Raw genomic sequence first — 23,217 nt, 5'->3', positions numbered from 1 at the left:
TGACCGGTATCCCGGTTCTTATGCGTTCACTCGCGCGCAGATATTCGATCGCCGAAACCCCAGGAGTCGGCGGGAATATCAGTGGTCACGACGCTTGCCTGTTTGACGACGACCAAAAAGTACAGCCGCCCAAACCGCGGTTTGCGCCACGCAGTTCCAGTTTTCGACAGGGCCAAGATCATCGGAGTAGCCGAGATCCGCAGCAGATCGTCAAACCGGTTGGCACCGGTTGCCGACATTCGCCCCTGGATCATTCTGATGCCCGTCAGTCCGATCGCAGGAACAGCCTGTCCCCCCAAGCGAGTGAATCGCTGAAACTGTCGTAGCAAGAGGCAATGGGGCCGGGCAACGAAACTCTGATATTGACTCGGGTCTTTGGGCGAAAGAATCTCTCGGGCTCGTGAAGGCGCGGCATTCTGGCAACAACGCAAAAGGCGCCGCACGGGGCGACGCCTTCGAAACCGGAATGAACCAGCAAATGTTGACGCTAGGTCAACCCAGCGCTTTGACGCGCGCCGACAGGCGCGACATCTTGCGGGCTGCGGTGTTCTTGTGGAACACGCCTTTGGTGACGCCGCGCATCAGCTCGGGCTGGGCCGCGCGCAGAGCGGCGGTTGCCGCGTCCTTGTCGCCGGATGCGATAGCTTCTTCGACCTTGCGCAGGAAGGTGCGGATGCGCGAACGACGTGCTTTGTTGATTGCATAACGCTTCTCGTTCTGACGAGCGCGCTTCTTTGCCTGGGGCGAGTTTGCCATGTGTCTCTGACCTTTGTTCGGTACGTTTGTCTAGGGTTGCACGTCACGGAATTACCCGCACCGGATCAGAAATCACGAGTGTGAATCGGGCCAAGCGGGCCGCACGCGCATGTATGGTGGCGGTCAATAGCCAAGTTTTCAGACTTTGCCAAGCCGATTCTTGGCTTTGTTGCCCGCCATGAAAAAAGGCGGGCAACGCCCGCCTGATCCTGCAGTCTTGTCGGCGCCGGTTATTTGTCGCGGAACTGGGCCGCGCGCTTTTCAAGGAAGGCGCCCATGCCTTCCTTCTGGTCTTCGGTCGCGAACATCGAATGGAACACGCGCCGCTCGAACAGCATGCCCTCGCTCAGCGGCACCTCGTAGCTGCGGTTGACAGCCTCTTTCGCGGCCATCGCGGTCAGCAGCGATTTCTCGGCAATCTTCTGGGCTGCGCCGGTCGCCTCTTCGATCAGCTTCTTGGCCGGCACCACGCGCGACACGAGGCCCGAGCGCTCGGCCTCTTCGGCATCCATGAAACGCCCGGTCAGGTTCATGTCCATCGCCTTGGACTTGCCCACGAACCGCGTCAGGCGCTGGCTGCCGCCCATCCCGGCGATGACGCCCAGATTGATCTCAGGCTGGCCGAACTTGGCGGTGTCTGCGGCGATGATGAAATCGCACATCATGGCCAGCTCGCACCCGCCGCCCAGCGCATAGCCCGCCACCGCCGCGATGATCGGCTTGCGGATCGCGGTGATCCGGTCGTTGGCGTCGGCGAACAGGTTGGTGGTGTAGACATCGACAAAGCTCATCTCGGACATCTCCTTGATGTCCGCGCCCGCAGCGAATGCCTTTTCCGATCCGGTGATGACGATGCAGCGCACCTTGTCATTGGTGTCCGCGTCCTCGAGCGCCTCGCACAACTCACCCAGAAGCTGAGTGTTCAGCGCGTTCAACGCATCGGGTCTGTTGAGCTTGATTAGGGCGACGTGGTCTTCGATTTCGACGATGATCGTCTCAAAAGCCATGAGGTCTGAGCTTTCGGTTGTTCCGTTCAGGTCCAATTCCTTACCACGCGGAAAACTCGGATCAAGCTATCTTTGGCATTGCGCGCAATAGAAGGTTGAGCGTCCCGACTGGGTGATTCTGCGGATTTCGGCCCCGCAGCCCTCGGTCCGGCAGGGCTGGCCCTCGCGCCCGTAGACGTCGAAACTGTGCTGAAAATATCCAAGCTCTCCATCGGCTTGCCGGAAATCGCGCAGCGAGGATCCGCCGGCCTCGATGGCCTCGGCCAGCACCGTCCGGATCACCGGAACCAGGGCTCCGACCCGCCCGGCCGAGATCTGACCCGCCTTGCGACGTGGCGACACTCTGGCGCGGTAGAGCGCCTCGCAGACATAGATGTTGCCCAGCCCGGCAACGATTCTCTGATCCAGCAGCGCCGCCTTGACCGGTGTGCCCCGGCCGCGGAAGGCGTCGATCAGATAGGTCTCGTTGAAATCGTTGCCCAGCGGCTCCGGCCCCAGCACGGCCAGCAGCTTGTGCTGCTCGGCGGTGGCCGTGGGCATCAGGTCCATCGCCCCGAACCGGCGCGGGTCATTGAAGGTGATGCGCGCGCCGTTGGCCATGTGAAACACCACATGGTCATGTTTCTGCGGCATCGGGTGATGATGCACGAACTGTCCCAGCGGATCGCCCGACACGGTCATGCGGCCCGACATGCCCAGATGAATCAACAGGGTCTCGCCGCCGCTCAGATCGGCCAGGATGTATTTCGACCGTCGGCGCAGACGTTCGACCCGCTGGCCGGTCAGCCGTTCGGCCATCCGCTCGGGGAACGGCCAGCGCAGATCGGGGCGGTTCACGTCCGCCCTTTCGATCACCACGCCTTCCATCGCCGGGGCAAGGCCGCGTCTTACTGTCTCGACCTCGGGCAATTCGGGCATTAGACGGCTCCTATTCCAAAGGGCCGCATTGTGCCCCGGTTTCCAGGCCCTATAACAGAGACGAAATTCGACGAACGGCAAGGCTTATGTCCGACAACAGCGACAAGACCACTCATTTCGGTTTCGAAACCGTCCCCGAGGCCGAAAAGGCCGGGCGCGTGCAGGGCGTATTCAACTCGGTCGCGTCGAAATACGACGTGATGAATGACGTGATGTCGATGGGCATCCACCGGGTCTGGAAGGACGCCATGATGGACTGGCTGGCGCCGCGCCCCGGCCAGCGCCTGCTGGACGTGGCGGGCGGTACGGGCGACATCTCGTTCCGCTTCCTCAAGCGGGCGGGCCACGGCCATGCCACGGTGCTGGACCTGACCGAGCCGATGCTGGTCGAGGGGCGCAAGCGCGCCGAGGCCGCGCAGATGGCCGACAGCCTGGACTGGGTGGTGGGCGACGCGATGGCCCTGCCGTTCGAGGACAATACCTTCGACGTCTACACCATTTCCTTCGGCATCCGGAACGTGACCCGCCCGCAAGAAGCCCTGAACGAGGCCTACCGCGTGCTCAAGCCCGGCGGCCGCCTGATGGTGCTGGAGTTCAGCCAGTTGCCCAATGACGGGCTGCAGAAACTCTATGACCTCTACAGCTTCAACGTGATCCCGCGCATGGGTAAGCTGATCGCGAACGACTACGACAGCTATCAATACCTGGTCGAGTCGATCCGCAAGTTCCCCGATCAGGATACCTTTCTGGGCATGGTGCGCGCCGCCGGATTCGAAAACGCGAAATACCGCAACCTCAGCATGGGCATCGCGGCCCTGCATTCCGGCTGGAAGATCTGACGCATGCGCGGCCCCCACAACATCATCCGCCTGATCCGCACAGGCGCCACGCTGGAGCGCACGGGCGCAATGAACGTGGTGCTCGACGCTTTCGAAGCCCCGCGCGCGTTGCGGATCGTGGCCCACACCTTGGGCAAACCGTTCCAATGGCTGGGCTACAAGGGCGACCCGTCCATGCCGCCGGCGACCCGGGCGCTGACCGCCCTGGGCCCGGCCTACATCAAGTTCGGTCAGGTCCTGTCCACGCGCCCCGATGTCGTCGGCGAAGAGCTGGCCGAACAGCTGCGCGTCCTGCAGGACAAGCTGCCCCCCTTTCCACGCGACGTGGCCATGGCCGAGGTCGAAAAGGAGCTGGGCCAACCTCTGGACGAGATGTTCTCGGAGTTCAGCGAACCGATCGCGGCCGCCTCGATCGCGCAGGTCCACAAGGCCAAACTGGCCAGCACAGGCGAGGATGTGGCCGTCAAGGTCCTGCGCCCCGGCATCGAACGCGCGTTCCGCAAGGATGTGGATGCGTTCTATTTCGCCGCCCGGATCGTCCAGCTTTTCGCCCCCGGTGCGCGCCGACTGCGCCCGATGGACGTGATCGAGCATTTCGACGGCGTCGTCCGCGGCGAACTGGATCTCAGGCTCGAAAGTTCGGCAGCCTCGGAATTTGCCGCCAACACGCAGAATGACGAAGGCTTCTGGCTGCCGCCCGTGGTGTGGTCGCTGTCCGCGCGCCGGGTCATGACGCTCAGCTGGGCAGACGGCATCCCCTTGGGCGACAACGACGCGCTGGACGCCGCAAATCACGACCGCCGCGACCTGGCCGAGCGTGTGCTGCGCCTATTCCTGCTGCACGCCCTGCGCGATGGCTTCTTCCACGCCGACATGCACCAGGGCAACCTCAAGGTCGCCGCGAACGGCGACATCATCGCCTATGACTTCGGCATCATGGGCCATATCGACGAATACACCCGCCGCGTCTATGCCGAGATCCTCTTCGGCTTCATCCGCCGCGACTACAAACGCGTGGCCGAGGTGCATTTCGAGGCCGGCTATGTCCCGGCTAACCAGGACGTCGATGAATTCGCCCGCGCCCTGCGCGCAGTGGGCGAACCGATCTTCGGCATGGATGCCACCCATATCTCGATGGGCCGCCTGCTGAATTACCTGTTCGAGGTGACCGAACGCTTTGGCATGGAAACCCGCACCGAACTGATTCTGCTGCAACGCACGATGGTGGTGGTCGAAGGCGTTGCCCGCTCGCTCGACCCGCATATGAACATCTGGGAGGTCGCCCGCCCCGTGGTCGAGGACTATATCAAGCAGTCCATCGGTCCCCGCGCCGCCCTGCGTGATTTTGGAAAAACAGCGCTGGTGCTTGCGCGGTTCGGGCCCCGCCTGCCTGATCTGGTCGAAAATGCCCTGATCGCCCAGACCCGCAAGGATGACCCATCCGGGTCAGATTTCTGGCCCAAGGCCATTCCCGCCGCGATCGGAGCAGCCGCCGGGGCAGTGGCCGTCCTGATCCTTGCGGGCCTGGGCTGACAGACGCCGCCGCTTTATCTGGCCAAAAATATCCTCGGGGGGAATCGCGCCCCGGCGCGATGGGGGGGCAGACAGCCCTCCGGCCCAGCCTCGGATCAGAGCCGTTCGATGGCGATGGCAATCCCCTGCCCGCCACCGATGCACATGGTGATCAACCCTTTCGACCCACCGATGCGCTCCAACTCGTACAAAGTCTTCAGCGTGATGATCGCCCCGGTGGCCCCCACCGGATGACCCAGGGCGATGGCTCCGCCATTCGGGTTCACCTTGGCCGGATCCAGCCCCAGTTCCTTGTTCACCGCCAGCGCCTGGGCGGCAAAGGCCTCGTTACTTTCGATCACGTCGAAATCGCCCGCCGACAGGCCGGTTCGCTCCAAAAGGTTGCGCACGGCCGGAACCGGGCCGATCCCCATCACTTCGGGGCGAACGCCGGCATGGGCATAGCCTAGGATGCGCGCCTTGGGCGTCAGGCCGGCTTTCTCGGCGGCATCGGCCGTGGCCAGAACCATCGCCGCCGCGCCGTCATTGATGCCCGAGGCGTTGCCCGCGGTCACACGCCCGTCCTTCTGGAACACCGGGCGCAACCCGGCCAGGGCTTCGGCCGTGGTGGCCTTGGGATGCTCGTCGACCTTGAAATCGACCATGTCGCGCTTGACCTTGACCTGCACCGGCGCGATCTGGCTGTCGAAATAGCCCGCCTCGATCGCAGCCGCCGCGCGCTGCTGGCTGGCCAGCGCAAACGCGTCCATCTCCTCGCGCGTGATCTGGTGTTCATCGGCAACGTTCTCGGCGGTGACGCCCATATGCCCGGTGCCAAAGGGGCAGTTCAGCGCGCCCAGCATCATGTCCAGCGACTTGATGTCGCCCATCTTGGCGCCCCAACGCGCCTGCGGAACGATGTAAGGGCTGCGCGACATGCTCTCGGCGCCGCCGGCCACGGCAAATTCGGCATCCCCCAGCATCAGCGATTGAACTGCCGATACGATGGCCTGCGCGCCCGACCCGCACAGCCGGTTCACGTTCATCGCCGGGGTGCCGTTCGGAATGCCCGCCTGCATCGCCGCGACGCGGGACAGGTACATGTCGCGCGGCTCGGTGTTGATGACATGCCCGAACACCACATGCCCGATCTGGTTGCCTCCGACGCCGGATTTCTCAAGCGCAGCCTTGGTCACGACGGTGGCCAGATCGATCGGCGCGGTCGCGGCCAGCGACCCTCCGAACGTACCGATTGCGGTGCGGGCACCATCCAAAATCACGATGTCGGTCATGTCTCTCTCCTCTTGGATTTACGCGCAGTATGCACCCGCAGCATGGCCCTGTCGCGCGGGACGTTCCGTCATCGGCGGAATTGACAATTCGCGCCCGGACGCGCAAGAAATTCCGCCATGACGGAAAATTCAGACGATATCCTGACACGCCTGCCCGCCCGCCTGAAAGAGGCCCGGCGCGCCAAGGGCCTGTCACTGGAAGCGGTGGCCAATCTCAGCGGCGTCTCCCGGTCGATGGTCAGCCAGATCGAACGCGGCGAAAGCAGCCCCACGATCTCGACCCTGTGGAACCTGACCCGTGCGCTGCAGGTCGATTTCGCCGGTCTTCTGGAAGAGTCTGAGACCACCGACCAGATCGAGGTACTGCGTAGCGCCGAAGTGCCCAGCATCGACAATATGGGCCAATCCTGCAGGATCCGCATCCTCTCGCCGCCCGAGGAGGCCGGCGGGCACGAGGTCTATGATATCCGGTTCGACGCGGATGGCGCGCTAAACAGCCAGCCCCATGCCCGCGGCGCGCGCGAACAGCTGACCGTGCTGGAAGGGACCGTCCGCGTCACCTCGGGCGCCGCGACGATGGAACTGCGCCAGGGCGACACGGCCCGGTATGCGGCCGACGTGGCCCACGCCATCGAGGCGCCGGACGGACCTGCCCGCGTGTTCCTGATCGTCAAGAACGCCTGATCCGCGCACATCGGCCGATTTCCGCCTTCACGGATTTTTTTCCGCCATACTGAAAATCTCCTATTTGGGACGCGCGTCCGTTATGTTAGATACGCGACTCAGAAGAAGGAGATCGCCATGGCTGATGCATTCCTGTCCGACGTTTCGGACACCCTCTCGCAGATCAAGGCGGAAGGCCTGTACAAGACGGAACGAATGATCACCTCGCCCCAGGGCGGCGAGATCACGGTGGGCGGACGTCAGGTCATCAACCTGTGCGCCAACAATTACCTGGGTCTAGCCGACCACCCGGCGCTGATCGAGGCCGCGAAGAACGCGATGGAGCCCAAGGGGTTCGGCATGGCCTCGGTCCGGTTCATCTGCGGCACGCAGGACATCCACCGCGAGCTGGAGCAGCGGCTGGCCAAGTTTCTGGGCAAGGACGATTCGATTCTGTTCGCGGCCTGTTTCGACGCCAATGGCGGGCTGTTCGAACCCCTGCTGGGCCCCGAGGATGCCATCATCTCGGACAGTCTGAACCATGCCTCGATCATCGACGGGGTGCGGCTGTGCAAGGCCAAACGCTATCGCTACATGAACAATGACATGAACGACCTCGAAGCCTGGCTGAAACAGGCGCGCGCGGACGGGGCGCGGCACATCATGATCGCGACCGACGGTGTGTTCTCGATGGATGGCTACCTGGCCAACCTGCCCAGGATCCGCGAACTGGCCGACAAATACGACGCGGTGGTGATGGTCGATGACTGCCACGCCACCGGCTTCATGGGACCGCGCGGTGCGGGCACGCCGGATCATTTCGGCGTGGACGTGGACATTCTGACCGGGACATTGGGCAAGGCACTTGGGGGGGCAATCGGCGGTTACATCGCCGGGCCACAGCCAGTGATCGACCTGCTGCGGCAGCGGGCGCGGCCCTATCTGTTCTCGAATTCGCTGCCGCCTTCCATTGTCGCCGCCGGGCTTGAGGCGATCCGCCTGGTCGAAGACGGCGACCTGCTGCGCAAGCAACTGTTCGGCAATGCCAAATACTGGCGCGCCGGGCTGGAAAAGCTGGGGTTCGACCTGCTGCCGGGTGAACATCCGATCATCCCCGTGATGCTGGGCGAGGCGCAGCTGGCGCAGGACCTGGCCGCCCGCCTGTTCGACGAAGGCGTCTATGTCTCGGGCTTCTTCTTCCCGGTGGTCCCGCGCGGCCAGGCCCGCATCCGCACCCAGATGAACGCGGCGCTGACCCGCGACGAGCTGGACCGCGCGCTGGCCGCCTTCGGCAAGGTCGGCAAGGCGTTGGGGGTCATCTGATGGTTCTGAACTCGGTCATCGACGCGATCGGCGATACGCCCTTGGTCGAGCTGTCCCGGGTTTGCCAAACACTGGATCTGGACGGCCGCATTTTGGCAAAACTGGACTATCTGCTGCCGGGCTTTTCGAAAAAGGATCGGGCCGCCCGTTCCATCATCGAACAGGCCCGCGCCGACGGCAGCCTGATCCCGGGGCAGACGGTGGTCGAGCTGACCTCAGGCAACATGGGCACCGGCCTGGCGATTGTCTGCGGCATTCTGGGGCACCCGTTCGTGGCGGTCATGAGCGCAGGGAACTCAGTCGAACGCGCCCGCATGATGCGCGCCTTGGGCGCCGAGGTGTTGATCGTCCCCCAGGCCGAAGGCGGCAAACCGGGCGAAGTCTCGGGCGCCGACCTGGCGCTGGTGGATGACGCCGCCCGCCGCATCACCGCCGAACGCAACGCATTCCGCGCCGATCAGTTCGGCCACGCGGGCAACCCCAAGGCCCATGCCGCCGGGACGGGTCCGGAAATCTGGGCCCAATCAGCAGGTGCCGTGACAGCCTTTTGTGATTTTGCCGGCTCTGGCGGCACACTTGCCGGGGTCTCTGACTACCTGTCACCCCTTGGGGTGCGGTGCTATGCGGTCGAGCCCGACGGCGCTCGTGCCTTGGCCGGTGAACCCGTCCGTGCGCCCGATCATCCGATCCAGGGCGGTGGTTATGCGATGTCGGTTCTGACGCATCTGAACGGAGCGAAATTGGCCGGTCATCTGTCCGTCACCGGCGCATCAGCGCGCAACGCCGCCCGCCTGTTGGCCCGCACCGAAGGCATCTTTGCGGGCTTTTCCGCCGGGGCGAACCTGGCTGCCGCCATCGACCTGCTGCGTGGCCCCGAACGCGGTGGCTGCATCGCCATCGTGATGTGTGACAGCGGCTTGAAATACCTGTCGACCGATTTGTGGGAGTGATCCGGATGCGACCCAACACGATGAAAGCGCTGGAGAAGTCCAGGCCCGAAGAAGGACTGTGGATGGTTCAGGCCCCGGTCCCCGAGATCGGCCCCGACGAAGTTTTGATCCGCGTGAAGAAGACCGGGATCTGCGGCACCGACATCCATATCTGGAACTGGGATGAATGGGCGTCCCACACGGTGCCCGTCCCCATGATCACCGGCCACGAATTCGCCGGCGAGATCGTCGAGCTGGGCCGCAACGTGACCGGGTTGAAGATCGGCCAGCGCTGCTCGGGCGAGGGTCACCTGATCGGCACCGACAGCCGCCAAAGCCGCGCGGGCAAGTTCCACCTGGACCCGGGCACCCGCGGGATCGGGGTGAACGAACAGGGCGCTTTTGCCCAATATCTCAAGCTGCCGGCCTTCAACGTGGTGCCCCTGCCCGACGACATCCCCGACGAAATCGGCGCGATTCTCGACCCGCTGGGCAATGCCGTGCACACCGCACTGAGCTTCGACCTGCTGGGCGAGGACGTGTTGATCACCGGCGCCGGCCCGATCGGGATCATGGCCGCCGCGGTGGCCCGCCACGCCGGCGCCCGGCATGTGGTGATCACCGACATCAACCCCGACCGGCTGGCGCTGGCGCAGCATGTCGTGCCTTCGGTCCGGGCGGTGAACGTGGCCGAGGAAGAGCTGCAATCGGTGATTTCCGACCTGGGCATGAGCCAGGGTTTCGACGTGGGGCTGGAAATGTCGGGCTCGCAGGCGGCGCTGGACCAGATGGTCGAGGCGCTGGTGATGGGCGGCAAGATCGCCCTGCTGGGCATTCCGCCCGGAAAATCACCCGTCGACTGGAGCCGCATCGTGTTCAAGGCGATCACCATCAAGGGCGTCTACGGCCGCGAGATGTTCGAGACCTGGTACAAGATGATCGCGATGCTGCAGAACGGGCTGGATGTCAGCCGGGTCATCACCCATCGCTTTGCCGCCGATGACTTTGCGCAGGGCTTTGCCGCCATGAAGTCGGGAAAATCGGGCAAGGTGGTGCTGGACTGGGCCTGACCCTCTGGATAGTTGCAAACGCACCTTCTAGACAGGTGCGCACACATGCCGGGGAGGAAATAAAATGGCCGACAAAGCCAAGGGCGAACGCCCGCTGGAACGGGGAATCGAAGACACGCTGGTAACCGATTTCGCGGACACGCACCGCAAAAGCTATGGCGACTTCCTGCAGCTCAAGACCCTGCTCAACCTGCAGAAAACCTTTCAGGACCCGGCCCAACCCGATGAGATGCTGTTCATCATCATCCACCAGGTCAGCGAGCTGTGGCTGAAACTGATGCACCATCAGCTGGTCGAGGTGCGCCGGTTTCTGCAGCAGGATGAGTTCGGCCCCGCGATGAAGAACCTGGACCGGATCAAGGCGATCCAGAGGCAGTTGATCGCCGCGTGGGAAACCCTGCTAACCATGACGCCCGCCGACTACATGACCTTCCGCAAGGCACTGGGCAATTCATCCGGCTTCCAGAGCTACGGCTATCGCCAGATCGAGTTCATCCTGGGCAACAAGGACACCGCCACGCTGAAGGTGCATGAGCACGACCCCGAAGTGATGGAGATGCTGACCGCCGCTCTGGTCAAACCGTCGCTGTATGACGAGGTATTGCACATGCTGGCGCGGCAGGGGTTCGACGTGCCGCAGGACCTGCTGGACCGGGACTATTCAAAGACCTATTCCGGCGATCCGCGCATCGTGAAGATCTGGGCCGAGATCTACCGGAACACGGGCCGGTACTGGGACCTGTATGCGCTGGGAGAAAAGCTGATGGATGTGGAATCGCTGTTCCAGCGGTGGCGGTTCGACCATGCGACCGCCGTGGAACGTGTGATCGGCATGCAGCCAGGCACTGGCGGCTCCAGCGGCGTGGCTTTTCTGCGCAAGGCGCTGGAGCTGCGATTCTTCCACGACCTTTATGACGTGCGCACCGACCTGATGTACGGCGGACAGGGCTGAGCCATGCTGTATCGCGGATTTACCCAAGCCGAGCTGGAGCGCGAATACGCGCCCAGTTCGATGATCGGCGGCGACCTTGCGCCCTATCTGGCGGCCTATTCAGCGCTCAGCGCGCAGGCGCGGGCGCAACTGACGGTGCAAGAGACCCTCGGCTATGGCGACACTCCCGCACAGGTGCTGGATTTCTTTCCCGCCCGCGCGCCCGGCGCACCGCTGCATGTGTTTATCCACGGCGGCTATTGGCAGGCGCTCAGCCAGCGCGACGCGGCGATGATGGCGCCCGCGCTGGTCCAAGGCGGGCAGGCCTTTGCGACGGTGAACTACACGCTCGCCCCCGACGCGCGGCTGGGCCAGATGGTCGATGAATGCCGGACCGCGCTGATGTGGCTGGCTACCCGGGCCAAGTCGCTGGGGTTCGACGCCTCGCATGTCACCCTGTCCGGGCACAGCGCCGGCGCGCATCTGGCGGCGATGGTCATGGCGACCTCGGCCGACCAATTCGCCCGGATCGGCCTGCGGGTGCGCGAAGTCATCCTGATCAGCGGCGTCTACGACCTGGAACCGATCAGTCTGACCCCGGTCAACGATCCCCTGCAGCTGACCCCGGTCGAGCTGCACGACCTGTCCCCCACCCTGAACCTGCCCGCGCCCGGGCCGCGCTATCGGGTCACGGTGGGCGAGCGGGACACCGGCGAGTTCATCCGCCAGAGCCGCGATTATGCCGAAGCGTTGCGCAAGACCGGGCACGCGGTCAGCTTTGACCTGCAGCCGGGCACGCACCATTTCGACATCATCCTCAAGGACGGGACGTTTCTGAACGACCACCCCTGAAAGCGAAAACGGCGGCCCTGGGGACCGCCGTTTCTTTCGATTTCGACCGGATCAATCCAGCGTGCGGGTGACTTCCTCGCGCTCGAAGATCTCGATCACGTCGCCGGGGCGGATATCGTCGTAGTTCTCGAACGCCATACCGCATTCCTGACCCGACTGAACCTCGGCCACTTCGTCCTTGAAGCGTTTCAGCGTCTTCAGCGTGCCTTCGTGGATCACCACGTTGTCGCGCAGCAGGCGCACGCCGGCCGAACGGCGGGCAACGCCCTCGGTGACCAGACAGCCGGCAACCTTGCCGACGCCGGTGACCTTGAACACTTCCTTGATCTCGGCATAGCCGATGAACTTCTCGCGGATCTCGGCGCTCAGCAAGCCTGAGGCGGCGGCTTTGACGTCATCCACCAGATCGTAGATTACCGAGTAGTAGCGGATCTCGACGCCCTTCTGGTTGGCGGTGTTGCGCGCCGATGCGTTGGCCCGCACGTTGAAGCCAAAGACCGGAGCCCCCGACGCTTCGGCCAGGCCGATATCGGTTTCGGTGATGGCGCCGACGCCCGAGTGCAGCACGCGCACGCGCACCTCGTCGTTGCCGATCTTCTCCATCGCCTGCACGATGGCCTCGGCCGAACCCTGCACGTCAGCTTTGACCAGAATGGGCAGCTCGGCCACGTTCTCGTCTTCTTTGGCCTTCTGCATCAGCTGTTCCAGCGTGGTCGCGGCACCGGCGGCGGCGCGCTTGTCCTTGGCAACCTGCGCGCGGTACTCGGCGATCTCGCGGGCCTGCGCCTCGGTCTCGGTCACGTTCAGAACGTCACCGGCCTCGGGCGTACCGTTGAGACCCAGCACCTCGACCGGAACCGAAGGCCCGGCTTCCTGGACGCGCTCGCCCTTGTCGTTGATCAGCGCGCGGACCTTGCCGTACTGCTCACCCACGACGAAGATGTCGCCCTGGCGCAGCGTACCTTTCTGGACCAGAACGGTCGCGACCGGGCCACGGCCCACGTCCAGCTGCGCCTCGATCACGGCACCTTGCGCGGCACGGTTCGGGTTGGCCTTCAGCTCCAGAATCTCGGCCTGCAGCGCGATGGCTTCCAGCAGATCGTCCAGACCCTGTCCGGTGATGGCCGACACTTCGACATCCTGAACCTCGCCGGACATCTTCTCGACGATCACCTCATGCTGAAGCAGGTCGGTGCGCACCTTGTCCGGGTTGGCCTCGGGCTTGTCGACCTTGTTGATCGCAACGATCATCGGAACACCGGCGGCCTTGGCGTGGTTGATTGCCTCGACCGTCTGCGGCATTACAGCGTCATCCGCCGCGACAACCAGCACCACGATGTCCGTTACCTGAGCACCGCGCGAGCGCATCGAGGTAAAGGCCGCGTGGCCCGGCGTATCCAGGAAGGTCAACGTTGTGCCGTCGTTGGTCTGCACCTGATAGGCGCCGATATGCTGGGTAATGCCACCGGCCTCGCCCGCAACGACTTTGGCGTCGCGGATCGCGTCCAACAGCGAGGTTTTGCCGTGGTCGACGTGACCCATGATGGTAATGACCGGCGGACGGGGCTGCAGGTCTTCATCCTTGTCCTCGACATCCGAGATGACATCCTCGACATCCGCATCCGAAACCCGCACGACCTTGTGGCCGAATTCTTCGATGATCAGTTCGGCAGTGTCGGCGTCGATGGTCTGGTTCTGCGTGACCATCATACCCATGTTCATCAGCGACTTGACGACATCGGCGACGCGTTCGGCCATACGGTTGGCCAGTTCCGATACGACGATCGCCTCGGGCAGTTGAACCTCGCGGATCACCTTTTCCCGTTCGACCGAGCCGCCCATGGCTTTCTGCCGCGCACGCTCCTGCTTGCGCTTCATCGATGCCATCGAACGCTGCCGACCACCTTCACCGCCCGACAGCGCCTGATTCAGGGTCAGCTTGCCCGAACGGCGGCCATCATCACGGCCCTTGCCGCGCGTCTGACGCTGTTCGCGGTCCGCCTTGCGCGGTGTTTCCGCTGGCGCAGGCTTGCTGGCTGCGGGGGCCTTGGCCTTGGGCGCCTCTTTCGCGGCCGCGGCTTCTGCTGCGGCGCGCTGAGCGGCTTCTTCGGCCTCTTTCTGCTTGCGCTCTTCTTCCTCGGCTTTCTGCCGGGCTTTTTCCTCGGCCTCGCGCTGTTCGCGCTCTTTGGCCTCCTGTTCGGCGCGGCGGCGTTCACGCTCTTCGGCGCGCGCCTTTTCCTCGGCCTCGCGGCGTTCGGCTTCCTCGACCTCACGGGCCTTGGCCGCCTGCAACGCCTTCAGGCGCCGATTCATCTCGGCATCGGAAATCCCGGCCGGCCGGCGCGAAGGATCACCCGACGGCGCAGCGCCACCGCTGGGCTTGGACGCTCCCGGCTTGGGAACCACCACGCGCTTGCGTTTGGTTTCCACCACGACATTCTTGGTGCGTCCGTGGCTGAAACTCTGTTTCACATTCCCGGGGCGTGCCCCACCACGAAGACCCAATGTCTTTTTGCCGTCACTATCGCTCATAAAGCTTCTTACCCTTCCGCGCGGCCCTTGCCGCCGTCATCCATATCGCGCAAGCCACGCAGGCGCTGCGCTTCCTCTACAACACGTTTGGCGAGTCCGCCAGAGGCGAGCGCCGCATGAATCACCGTTTGGCGCCCAAATGCCGCCCCAAGCTCGTCTGCGGTCAGCCAGCCAATGTATTTCCCGAAATGCGGCGTGCTCAGCTTGGACTTGCCGCGCCCGGAACCATCGACCGCCTGAATCAGAACCCAGGCCTCTTCGCGATCAAGCCAGGACTTGACCTTTTCATACCCGGCGACCGCATCGCCGGACTTTCGCGCCAGGCTGATCAATTCGATCACGCGGCGCGACAATTGACGCTCCACCTCGTCCACAAGGTCCTGCGGTACAGTCACCTGCGCCTTGAACCCGCGTGCAAACAGCTTCTTGCCGACGGCTGTGTCCAGCGCCTTGCGATCCGCCGAGACATAAACGCCCCGACCCGGCAACTTGGACGCGACATCCGGGAAAACCTGCCCATCCGGGCCGGTTACAAAGCGGATCAGCCCGTACCGAGGCTGCACCTCGCCCGTGGCGATGCATTTCCGCTCTGGCCCTTCGGACCGTTCCTTTTGGACGCCACCGCGACCCATGTGTGCCACCCGAGGCCTAGAATCAGGCCTCGGCCTCCTCGTCTGCTGCTTCGTCCTCGACGTCTGCCTCGGGCTGCTCCAGACCGGCGGGGTCAACCCAGCCCAACATGACCCGGGCGGTCATCACCAGATCCTGTGCCTCTTCCAGCGTCACGCCAAAGGGTTCGAGAATACCGTCATCCTTGACCCGCTGGCCATCAACCGTGGTCCAGCCTCCGGCCAGTTCCCAGTCAGCGCAGGTTGCAAAGTCTTCCAGCGTCTTGACGCCGTCCTTGGCAAGCGCCTCAACCATTTGGGGTGTCAGGCCCTCAAATTCAATAAGGCTGTCCTCGGCACCCAGGCTGCGGGCGCTGTCCAGCGCCGCCTTGGCCTGTGCCTCAAGGAATTCGCGCGCACGGGCCTGCAGCTCGTTTGCAGTGCCTTCGTCGACGCCATCGATCACCAGCAGTTCGTCCAGCTCGACATAGGCCACTTCTTCCAGGTTGGTGAAGCCTTCCGAGACCAGCAGCTGGGCAAAGAATTCGTCCAGGTCCAAGCTGTCCATGAACAGCTGCGTGCGGGCTTCGAACTCCTTCTGACGGCGCGCCGATTCTTCGGCCTCGGTCATGATGTCGATGTCCAGACCGGTCAGCTGGCTGGCCAGACGCACGTTCTGACCACGGCGACCGATCGCCAGAGACAGCTGTTCCTCGGGCACGACGACTTCGATCTTGCCTGCTTCCTCGTCCAGAACCACCTTGGAAACCTCGGCGGGTTGCAGCGCATTCACCAGGAAGGTCGGCTGGTCTTCGTTCCACGGGATGATGTCGATCTTTTCGCCCTGCAGCTCGTTCACGACGGCCTGCACGCGGCTGCCGCGCATACCAACGCAGGCGCCGACGGGGTCGATCGAGTTGTCATACGAGATGACCGCGATCTTGGCACGCGAACCGGGGTCACGGGCCACGGCCTTGACCTCGATGATGCCGTCATAGATTTCCGGCACTTCCATCTTGAACAGCTCGGCCATGAACTCGGGCGCGGTGCGCGACAGGAAGATCTGGTGACCGCGCGTTTCGCGGCGCACTTCCTTGATGTAGGCGCGCACCCGGTCATTGGGGCGATAGCTTTCGCGGCCGATCTTGTCGTTGCGGCGCAGGACAGCCTCGGCCCCGCCCAGATCGACGATCACGTTGCCGAATTCCTCGCGCTTGACGGCGCCGTTGATGATGGTGCCGACACGATCCTTGAAGTCTTCGTACTGGCGGTCGCGCTCGGCCTCACGGACCTTCTGCAGGATGACCTGTTTGGCCGACTGCGCGGCGATCCGGCCCATTTCCACGGGCGGAACCTCTTCCTGGAACACGTCGCCCACCTGCGGACCGGTCGAGAAATCCTCGATCGGCTGTCCGTCGCGCAGCCAGACCGCGCGGCCATCCTTGCTGGGCTCGAAATAGGCGCGCGCCTGATCGACGTTCATCTCGGCCTGATAATTCTCAAGCTCTTCCTCATCGACCACGGTGCGGACGCGGGTAAAAGTCGCCTTGCCGGTCTTGCGGTCGATCGACACGCGGATGTCCATCTCGGCACCGTATCGGCTCTTGGCGGCGCGGGCGAGCGATTCCTCCATCGCTTCGACGACCAGACCGGGGTCGATCATCTTTTCGCGGGCCACGGCCTCGGCGGTCTGCAACAGCTCAAGCTGGTTTGCTGAGGTGATTGCCATCAGTTCGTCTCCTCTTCGGACCCTTCGGTCTCAATCTCGTCGAAAGCGTTTTCGTTCAGGGCGCCGGCATCCTTGCGCTGGCGCAGCATTTCCTTGATCAGGTCATCGGTCAGAACCAGCTTGGCATCGCTCAGCCAGTCGAATTGAAGACCGATGGTGACGGTCTCTTCGCCGTTGGGGATGTTGATCAGAACCTCGTCCCCCTCGACGCCGGCCAGTTCCCCCTTGAAGCGGCGGCGACCGTCGATCAGTTCGGTGGTTTCCAGCTTGGCCTCGTAGCCCTCGAACGTCTCGAAATCCTTAAGCCGCGTCAGCGGGCGGTCGATGCCGGGGCTGGACACCTCGAGCGTGTAGGCGTCAAGGATCGGGTCCTCGACATCCAGCGTGGCGCTGACCGCGTTCGAGATCTCGGCGCAATCATCCACCTCGATGCCACCATCGGGCTTGTCGGCCATGATCTGCAGCGTGGTCTGCTTGCCGCTCATCAGGCGGATGCGGACCAACTCATACCCCAGATCCTCGATCACCGGAGTGATGATCTCGGCCAATCGTCGGTCGATCGCCGCCTTGGCTATCAGGTCGTTTGTCATATGGTGCTCTACCCTTCGATCGGGCACAAAAAAACGGGCGCGCGGCCCGTCGAATTTTCCGGTGGAGCCTCGGACCAGAAGTCCGACACGCCGCTGTTGCAACTGCATATACGCAGGACGCCCCGAGTCTGCAACCCCTGCCGTCAACCAACGGACAATCCGCGTCAGTTTTCAGGTCGGTCTCAGGCCATCCACCAGCGTTCCGCGATGCGCCCATCGTCCAACGGCGCGCCCTGCCCGATCCGGCGTGGCAGACCCACGGTGCCGGAGATTGCCAGCGACATCTCTGATTCGTTGGGGAAGAACCGCACGCCACCCAGACCGCGCAGCCCTTGCGCCGCCGGCAGCACCGACACGTCCACGTATCGATCGCGGAGTGCCTCGGCGCGCACGGCCGGGTCGGGGATCACGATGATATCGACCGCCTCCAGCCAGCCGGCACGGCCATCCTTGTAGTGGCCCGCGACCCGGCGGCCGCGGAAATGGCGCCCGTCTTCGGCCCGTTCGACCCGGTAACTCCCGGTGCCGTTCGCCTGCTGCAGCGGCGAAACGCTCTGCCCGTCGCGGGTAATGACGAACCGGGTATCGGCCAGCAGGAAAGGCAGGCCGGGGTTGGCCTCGGCCAGTTCGATCCGTATGCGGTCCGGCGCCAGGGCTTCGGCGCGCCCGACCTCGGACATGACCGCCAGAACATCCCCGGCCGTCAGCGCCGCACCGTCGTGAAACACTGCATCCGCACGCAGGTCGAAGGTCCAGACCCGGGCCTCGGAATCGGTCTGCCATGCGGTCGCCAGCTCGCCGCGCAGAGTGCCGTCCGGCGCGATCTCGGTCAGGGTGTCGAACACCGCACCCCGGGCCAGCCGGTCCAGGCTGTCATCGCGCGGCACGGCGATGCGCAGCACGCCGCCCGATTTCGGCGTATCCGCCAGCGAGGCCCCCGTCGCGGCCAGTAGGGCTGCGGCGGCACCCGAGGTGAACAGAGCACGGCGGTCGATGCGGGTCATGCAACCTCCTGCGCGGTTCGGTCCATGATGCGCACCAGTTCGGCGCTGATCCCAGGCTCCGACAGGGCGTGACCGGCCTGCCGCACCATCATCAGCTCGGCCTCGGGCCATTTCTCGGCCAGGCTCCAGGCCGCCTGCGGGGGGCAGATCATGTCGTAACGGCCTTGCACGATATGGCCGGGGATATGTGCGATCCGGTCCATCCGGTCCAGAATCTGGCCGTCATATTCCAGAAACGCCTTGTTGATGAAATAGTGATTCTCGAGCCGCGCGAAGGTGCGCGCATATTCGCCGGGGCTTTCACCGACGGCCCCGTTCGTGTGGATCGAGGCCAGCGCGTTTTCCCAGTGCGACCAGGCGCGGGCGTACAGGATCTCAGTCGCGCGATCGCCCGAAAACAGCCGCTTGTTGTAGGCGCCGATGGTGTCGGACAGTTCCGAGTCGCGCAGCAGCGAGGTGAAGCGTGCCCATTGCTCAGGCCAGAACTTGCCGGCCCCGCCGCCATAGAACCAGTCAAGCTCCGCCTGCGTTGCCAGAAACACGCCGCGTAGAACCAGGCGGGTCACCCGGTCGGGATGGGTTTGGGCATAGATCAGCGCCAGCGTGGCGCCCCAGCTGCCGCCGAATACGATCCAGTCGTCGATCTCGAACAGTTTCCGCAGGCGCTCGATATCGGCCACCAGGTGCCACGTCGTGTTGTTCTCGACCGAGGCCGTGGGCCGCGACCGGCCGCAGCCGCGCTGGTCGAACAGAATCACCCGGTAGACCTCGGGGTCGAAATAGCGCCGCATGGCCGGGCTGCAGCCGCCACCGGGGCCGCCATGCAGAACCACCACCGCAATCCCGTCGGGATTGCCGCATTGTTCCACATAGATGCGGTGCCCGTCGCCCATATCCACCACGCGCTGGTCGAACGGATCGACCGGCGGGTAAAGATATTGCACTGCGCGCTTTTGGTCCGGGTACTTGTCCATTATGGCCCTATATAGTCCTACAGCGTAAAAGAGCACACGGAGACAGGAATGCAAGCGCATCCGAACACGGTTGACCCGTCCGAGATCGCAAAATTCGAGGCCATGGCCGCCGAATGGTGGGACCCGCACGGGAAATTCAAACCTCTGCACATGCTCAATCCGTGCCGTCTGGACTATATCACACAGCAGATCGCGGGCGAATTTGACCGGGATCTGACGGGTGCGAAACCGTTCGAGGGCCTGCGCCTGCTGGATATCGGCTGCGGCGGCGGGCTGCTGAGCGAGCCGATGGCGCGGCTGGGCGCCGAGGTCGTGGGCGCCGACGCGGCCGAGCGCAACCTGCCCGTGGCCCGCATCCATGCCGAGCAATCCGGCCTGCAGATCGACTATCGCCACACCACCGCCGAGGCGATGGCCGACGCGGGCGAGCAGTTCGACGTGGTCCTGAACATGGAGGTGGTCGAGCATGTGGCCGACCCGCTGGCCTATCTGACCGCCACGCAACAGCTGCTGAAACCCGGCGGGCTGGAAATCTGTTCGACCATCAACCGCAACCCGAAATCCTATGCGATGGCGATTTTCGGGGCCGAGGTCGTCATGCGCTGGCTGCCGCGCGGCACGCATGAATGGTCCAAGTTCATCACCCCGGACGAGCTGTTCGACCTGCTGCGCCAGGCTGGTCTGGACCCGGTGGACCGCAAGGGATTCGTGTTCAACCCGATCACCTGGAGCTGGTCGATCTCGGACCGGGACCTGAGCGTGAACTACGTCACCGCCAGCGTGAAGCCGGGCTGAGGCCTATTCCTCTTCCAGCTTCATGCGCAGGTCGCGCAGAACCGGCAGGGTCGTGCGCACACGCTCAAGGCCCAGCTCGCCCACGACACGGTTGATCAGAGGCGCGATGGCCGAGATCGCCTGATCCCGCGCCCGGCGGCCGGCCGGGCTGATCGCCACCATCTTGCGGCGGGCATCGTCCCAATCGGGGCGGATGTGGATGTATCCGGCCCATTCCAGCTTGGCCAAGGTGTTGGTCATCGCCCCACGCGTCACGTGGAATGTGCTGGCCAGCTGGGCGGGCGTCCGCTCGCCCCCCACGAACACCAAGTGGTTCAGCACCGAGAAATGCGAGATTTCCATGCCCTTGGGCAGAACCCGGCTCAGCCGATTCCGCAGTAATTGGTCCGCGGTCAGGATCTCGCTGAACAGCGCGACCGCAAGGGCGTTGGTTTCGTCAGTCATTACCCGGTTCTGGATCAGGGCCCGTCGAACGGGCGAACATGTGTCAAGGACGGCACGCGCCGCCGTGCCTCTGTAACAGACCTATCATCCAGATCAAAAAAGTGAATGCCGGTCTGAGTGCCTGCGTCGATCAGCACCTCGCCCCAGGGCGACACGACCATGCTGTGCCCGTGGGTATGGCGCGTCTTGCCGCGGGTCTTGGGGTGTTCCCCGGTCTGCGCGGGGGCAATGACCCAACAGCCGGTCTCGATGGCGCGGGCGCGCAGAAGCGGCTCCCAATGGGCCGCGCCGGTCACCGGAGAGAACGCAGCCGGAACCGTCAGGATCGTGGCCCCGCCCTGTGCCAGCGCGGCGTGCAGATGCGGGAACCGGATGTCATAGCAGATGGTCATGCCGACCTTGCCGAAGGCGGTCTCGGCAATCACCGCCCGCGACCCGGGCCGATAGCTGGCCGATTCGCGAAAAGTCTCGGTCTCGGTGACCTGCACGTCGAACATGTGGATCTTGTCATAGCGCGCCACGATCCCGCCCTGCGGGTCGATCATGAAGGACCGGTTGGCGAACCGCCCGTCGGCGTCATGAGTCTTCAGCCCCAGCGATCCGATCAGCAGCCACACGCCCAATTCCGCCGCCTGTTCGCGCAGGCCCGCCAGTGTGATGTCGTCTTCCTCGTGCTGCAGCACCTCGCGTTGGCGCGTTCCGCTGGTCGAGACGCAGTTGGTGACCTCGGGCGTCAGGATGAACCCCGCGCCCTTGCCCGCGGCCTCGTCCATCATGGCGCGCACCATGTCCAGGTTCGCGGTCGGGTCGTCCGACGAGGTGATCTGCAGCAGCGCGGTTCTCATCAGGCGGCCAATAGCGGGTCCAGTTTGCCGGCCTGTTCGAGTTCGTACAGGTCGTCGCAGCCACCGACATGTGTGTCACCAATGAAGATCTGAGGCACCGTGCGCCGTCCGCCCGCCCGCTGGATCATCTCGGGTTTGCGTTTGGGGTTCATCAAAACGTCGATTTCCTCGAAGGCGACGCCTTTCTGATTCAGCAGCCGTTTGGCCGCGTGGCAAAAGCCGCACAGCGGCGAGGTATATATGACAACCGGTTTCATGGTCCGTTCCCTTGGATTTCGCGCAATCTAGGGGGAATTAGGCATCCTTGGCAACGCGCGCCAGTACCAACACGGAAATATCATCCGCCCCGGCCGCCCGGCAGGCGCGGGCGCAGGCCGCCAGGGTTGCACCCGATGTCATCACGTCATCGACCAGCAGCACGTGGCGCCCCGTCAGGCGGTCCGCCCGGTGCGGATGCACGGTGATCGCATCGCGCAGCGTATCCGCACGCTCGGCCGCCGTTTTGCCTTCCAGCGGTGGGGTACGCCGCTTGCGTATCAACAGATCCGGACAGACCGGCAGGCCCGCCTCCTTTCCCAGTTGGAGCGACAAAAGAGCGGACTGGTTGTATCGGCGCTTCAGCAGCCGCGACCAATGCAGCGGCACCGGGGCGATCACCGTATCCGGTCGAAACAGGGTGCGACCGGCCTGCGCCATCCAACGCGCCGCAGGTTTTGCCAGTTCGGAACGATCCCCGTGCTTCAGGGCCAGAACCAGTGACCGCGCCCGTCCCTGATACAGCAATGCCGCGCGCGCCTCGGCCCACGGTTGTGGGCGGCGCAAACAATCGTCGCAGTCGATTCGGTGACCATCATCGCTGCCAGGCACCGGCGCACCGCAACTGTGGCAGACCGTCCCGCCGATGAACGGGGTCTCGCGCCAGCACGGCCCGCACAGGCCGAAATCCGAGGCCGCCATCTCGCCGCAGCCGATGCAGCGTGGCGGATACACGACCTCGATCGCGGTTTGAATCCGCTGCCATATGCGATAATTGCGGCTTATGGATTTGCCAGCACCCAATGCACCCTCGCTGTTCGATCGCAAAGCGCTTGCGGCACACCGCGCGCGGATCAGCGACGAAGCCCTTTTTCTGCACCACGCCGCCATGGACGAGGTGCAGGATCGCCTTTCCATGGTTAACAAATCCTTTACTGCGCCAGCGATCGTAGCCCCCTACCCCGAGATTTGGGCGCCGGTCCTGCCGGGCGCCCGGGTCGTGGCCGATGCCGACGTGCTGGACCTCAAGCCCGCTGCGCATGATCTGGTGGTCCATGCGATGGCCCTGCATTGGGCCAACGATCCGGTGGGACAGCTGATCCAATGTGCCCGCGCGCTGCAGCCCGACGGGTTGTTGTTGGTGGTGTGTCTGGGCGGTGAAACGCTATACGAATTGCGGGCCGCGCTGGGTCAGGCCGAGGTCGAGGTGACCGGCGGTCTCAGCCCCCGTGTCGCGCCGATGGCCGAGTTGCGAGATCTTGGCGCGCTGCTGCAGCGTGCGGGTTTTGCATTGCCTGTTGCGGACAAAGTGCCCCTGACGGCGACGTATCGCGACCTGTGGCACCTGA

Annotated in this window: 25 protein-coding genes; 10 read left to right on the top strand and 15 right to left on the bottom strand. The window is 64.1% G+C overall.

The features are described from left to right. Positions 1–26 precede the first annotated feature (26 nt). From AC2FM5_RS11110 to mutM, 4 genes are all read right to left on the bottom strand, one after another. Positions 27–254 carry a hypothetical protein gene (locus tag AC2FM5_RS11110; protein ID WP_170343116.1) on the bottom strand — a complete coding sequence of 76 codons (228 nt, stop codon included), beginning with the start codon at positions 252–254 and terminating at the stop codon, positions 27–29. 238 nt (positions 255–492) lie between these two features. Continuing rightward, on the bottom strand, positions 493–756 hold the full coding sequence (gene rpsT / locus AC2FM5_RS11105; RefSeq protein ID WP_093963612.1) for a 30S ribosomal protein S20: 264 nt from the start codon (positions 754–756) through the stop codon (positions 493–495). A gap of 230 nt (positions 757–986) precedes the next feature. Then, on the bottom strand, positions 987–1,763 hold the full coding sequence (acuK, locus tag AC2FM5_RS11100) for an acryloyl-CoA hydratase (protein WP_170367547.1): 777 nt from the start codon (positions 1,761–1,763) through the stop codon (positions 987–989). A gap of 66 nt (positions 1,764–1,829) precedes the next feature. Further along, complete coding sequence (mutM, locus tag AC2FM5_RS11095; protein ID WP_496735571.1) at positions 1,830–2,681, bottom strand: bifunctional DNA-formamidopyrimidine glycosylase/DNA-(apurinic or apyrimidinic site) lyase; 852 nt, start codon at positions 2,679–2,681, stop codon at positions 1,830–1,832. 86 nt (positions 2,682–2,767) lie between these two features. Between mutM and ubiE the strand changes: the two genes are divergently transcribed. Both ubiE and ubiB read left to right on the top strand, forming a co-directional pair. After that, positions 2,768–3,520 (top strand): bifunctional demethylmenaquinone methyltransferase/2-methoxy-6-polyprenyl-1,4-benzoquinol methylase UbiE, encoded by a 753-nt coding sequence (gene ubiE / locus AC2FM5_RS11090; protein ID WP_170367545.1) that lies wholly within the window; start codon positions 2,768–2,770, stop codon positions 3,518–3,520. A 3-nt stretch (positions 3,521–3,523) separates the two neighbouring features. Next, positions 3,524–5,053 (top strand): 2-polyprenylphenol 6-hydroxylase, encoded by a 1,530-nt coding sequence (ubiB, locus tag AC2FM5_RS11085; protein ID WP_496735569.1) that lies wholly within the window; start codon positions 3,524–3,526, stop codon positions 5,051–5,053. Positions 5,054–5,148: 95 nt separating this feature from the next. On the opposite strand, the gene AC2FM5_RS11080 is transcribed toward ubiB, so the two are convergent. Then, on the bottom strand, positions 5,149–6,324 hold the full coding sequence (locus AC2FM5_RS11080) for an acetyl-CoA C-acyltransferase family protein (protein ID WP_496735567.1): 1,176 nt from the start codon (positions 6,322–6,324) through the stop codon (positions 5,149–5,151). Positions 6,325–6,441: 117 nt separating this feature from the next. Between AC2FM5_RS11080 and AC2FM5_RS11075 the strand changes: the two genes are divergently transcribed. The 6 genes from AC2FM5_RS11075 to AC2FM5_RS11050 all read left to right on the top strand — a co-directional run bounded on the left by AC2FM5_RS11075 (position 6,442) and on the right by AC2FM5_RS11050 (position 12,092). Next, positions 6,442–7,008 (top strand): helix-turn-helix domain-containing protein, encoded by a 567-nt coding sequence (locus AC2FM5_RS11075; protein WP_496735565.1) that lies wholly within the window; start codon positions 6,442–6,444, stop codon positions 7,006–7,008. 117 nt (positions 7,009–7,125) lie between these two features. Further along, positions 7,126–8,310 carry a glycine C-acetyltransferase gene (locus AC2FM5_RS11070; protein WP_496735563.1) on the top strand — a complete coding sequence of 395 codons (1,185 nt, stop codon included), beginning with the start codon at positions 7,126–7,128 and terminating at the stop codon, positions 8,308–8,310. Beyond that, the gene (locus AC2FM5_RS11065) at positions 8,310–9,260 is read left to right on the top strand and encodes a PLP-dependent cysteine synthase family protein (RefSeq protein ID WP_496735561.1); all 951 of its coding nucleotides are present in this window, start codon (positions 8,310–8,312) and stop codon (positions 9,258–9,260) included. The genes AC2FM5_RS11070 and AC2FM5_RS11065 overlap by 1 nt, the downstream gene beginning before the upstream one ends. 20 nt (positions 9,261–9,280) lie before the next feature. Further along, positions 9,281–10,309, top strand: a complete 1,029-nt coding sequence (tdh, locus tag AC2FM5_RS11060) for an L-threonine 3-dehydrogenase (protein WP_170343222.1) — start codon at positions 9,281–9,283, stop codon at positions 10,307–10,309. Between the two features lie 64 nt (positions 10,310–10,373). Further along, entirely contained in the window at positions 10,374–11,261 is an 888-nt protein-coding gene (locus AC2FM5_RS11055; protein ID WP_170582998.1) for a tryptophan 2,3-dioxygenase, read from the top strand. A 3-nt stretch (positions 11,262–11,264) separates the two neighbouring features. Continuing rightward, on the top strand, positions 11,265–12,092 hold the full coding sequence (locus AC2FM5_RS11050) for an alpha/beta hydrolase (RefSeq protein ID WP_496735559.1): 828 nt from the start codon (positions 11,265–11,267) through the stop codon (positions 12,090–12,092). A gap of 51 nt (positions 12,093–12,143) precedes the next feature. Here the strand turns inward: AC2FM5_RS11050 and infB are convergent, their stop codons facing one another. From infB to pip, 6 genes are all read right to left on the bottom strand, one after another. After that, positions 12,144–14,624 (bottom strand): translation initiation factor IF-2, encoded by a 2,481-nt coding sequence (infB, locus tag AC2FM5_RS11045; RefSeq protein ID WP_170359920.1) that lies wholly within the window; start codon positions 14,622–14,624, stop codon positions 12,144–12,146. An 8-nt stretch (positions 14,625–14,632) separates the two neighbouring features. After that, positions 14,633–15,256 (bottom strand): RNA-binding protein, encoded by a 624-nt coding sequence (locus AC2FM5_RS11040; RefSeq protein WP_093963623.1) that lies wholly within the window; start codon positions 15,254–15,256, stop codon positions 14,633–14,635. Between the two features lie 22 nt (positions 15,257–15,278). Further along, positions 15,279–16,961 carry a transcription termination factor NusA gene (nusA, locus tag AC2FM5_RS11035; protein WP_496735556.1) on the bottom strand — a complete coding sequence of 561 codons (1,683 nt, stop codon included), beginning with the start codon at positions 16,959–16,961 and terminating at the stop codon, positions 15,279–15,281. Continuing rightward, on the bottom strand, positions 16,961–17,551 hold the full coding sequence (gene rimP, locus AC2FM5_RS11030) for a ribosome maturation factor RimP (RefSeq protein WP_149775996.1): 591 nt from the start codon (positions 17,549–17,551) through the stop codon (positions 16,961–16,963). Before rimP ends, nusA begins: the two co-directional genes overlap by 1 nt. 182 nt (positions 17,552–17,733) lie before the next feature. Beyond that, positions 17,734–18,555 carry an ABC transporter substrate-binding protein gene (locus AC2FM5_RS11025; RefSeq protein WP_496735554.1) on the bottom strand — a complete coding sequence of 274 codons (822 nt, stop codon included), beginning with the start codon at positions 18,553–18,555 and terminating at the stop codon, positions 17,734–17,736. Then, positions 18,552–19,529: a prolyl aminopeptidase gene (gene pip, locus AC2FM5_RS11020; protein ID WP_496735552.1), complete on the bottom strand. Its 978-nt coding sequence runs from the start codon at positions 19,527–19,529 to the stop codon at positions 18,552–18,554. Before pip ends, AC2FM5_RS11025 begins: the two co-directional genes overlap by 4 nt. A gap of 48 nt (positions 19,530–19,577) precedes the next feature. Here pip and ubiG point away from each other — a divergent pair, with 48 nt between their 5' ends. Beyond that, on the top strand, positions 19,578–20,324 hold the full coding sequence (ubiG, locus tag AC2FM5_RS11015) for a bifunctional 2-polyprenyl-6-hydroxyphenol methylase/3-demethylubiquinol 3-O-methyltransferase UbiG (protein WP_496735550.1): 747 nt from the start codon (positions 19,578–19,580) through the stop codon (positions 20,322–20,324). Positions 20,325–20,327: 3 nt separating this feature from the next. On the opposite strand, the gene AC2FM5_RS11010 is transcribed toward ubiG, so the two are convergent. Genes AC2FM5_RS11010 through AC2FM5_RS10995 form a run of 4 tightly spaced genes read right to left on the bottom strand, consistent with a single transcriptional unit; the run spans position 20,328 to position 22,612 of the window. Continuing rightward, on the bottom strand, positions 20,328–20,768 hold the full coding sequence (locus tag AC2FM5_RS11010) for a MarR family winged helix-turn-helix transcriptional regulator (RefSeq protein WP_170343133.1): 441 nt from the start codon (positions 20,766–20,768) through the stop codon (positions 20,328–20,330). A gap of 14 nt (positions 20,769–20,782) precedes the next feature. After that, a complete protein-coding gene (locus AC2FM5_RS11005) occupies positions 20,783–21,613 on the bottom strand; it encodes a carbon-nitrogen hydrolase family protein (protein WP_170445295.1) in 831 nt (276 codons plus the stop codon). Next, positions 21,613–21,870 carry a glutaredoxin 3 gene (gene grxC / locus AC2FM5_RS11000; RefSeq protein ID WP_170342430.1) on the bottom strand — a complete coding sequence of 86 codons (258 nt, stop codon included), beginning with the start codon at positions 21,868–21,870 and terminating at the stop codon, positions 21,613–21,615. Before grxC ends, AC2FM5_RS11005 begins: the two co-directional genes overlap by 1 nt. A 37-nt stretch (positions 21,871–21,907) precedes the next feature. Then, entirely contained in the window at positions 21,908–22,612 is a 705-nt protein-coding gene (locus AC2FM5_RS10995) for a double zinc ribbon domain-containing protein (RefSeq protein ID WP_496735586.1), read from the bottom strand. 40 nt (positions 22,613–22,652) lie between these two features. Between AC2FM5_RS10995 and AC2FM5_RS10990 the strand changes: the two genes are divergently transcribed. Next, on the top strand, positions 22,653–23,217 hold a 565-nt coding region (locus tag AC2FM5_RS10990; RefSeq protein WP_496735547.1), incomplete at its 3' end, for a methyltransferase domain-containing protein.

Source organism: Ruegeria sp. BHSA162, assembly GCF_059613385.1.
Note: the sequence above shows the minus strand (reverse complement) of the source record. Positions and strands in the feature narration are given on the sequence as shown.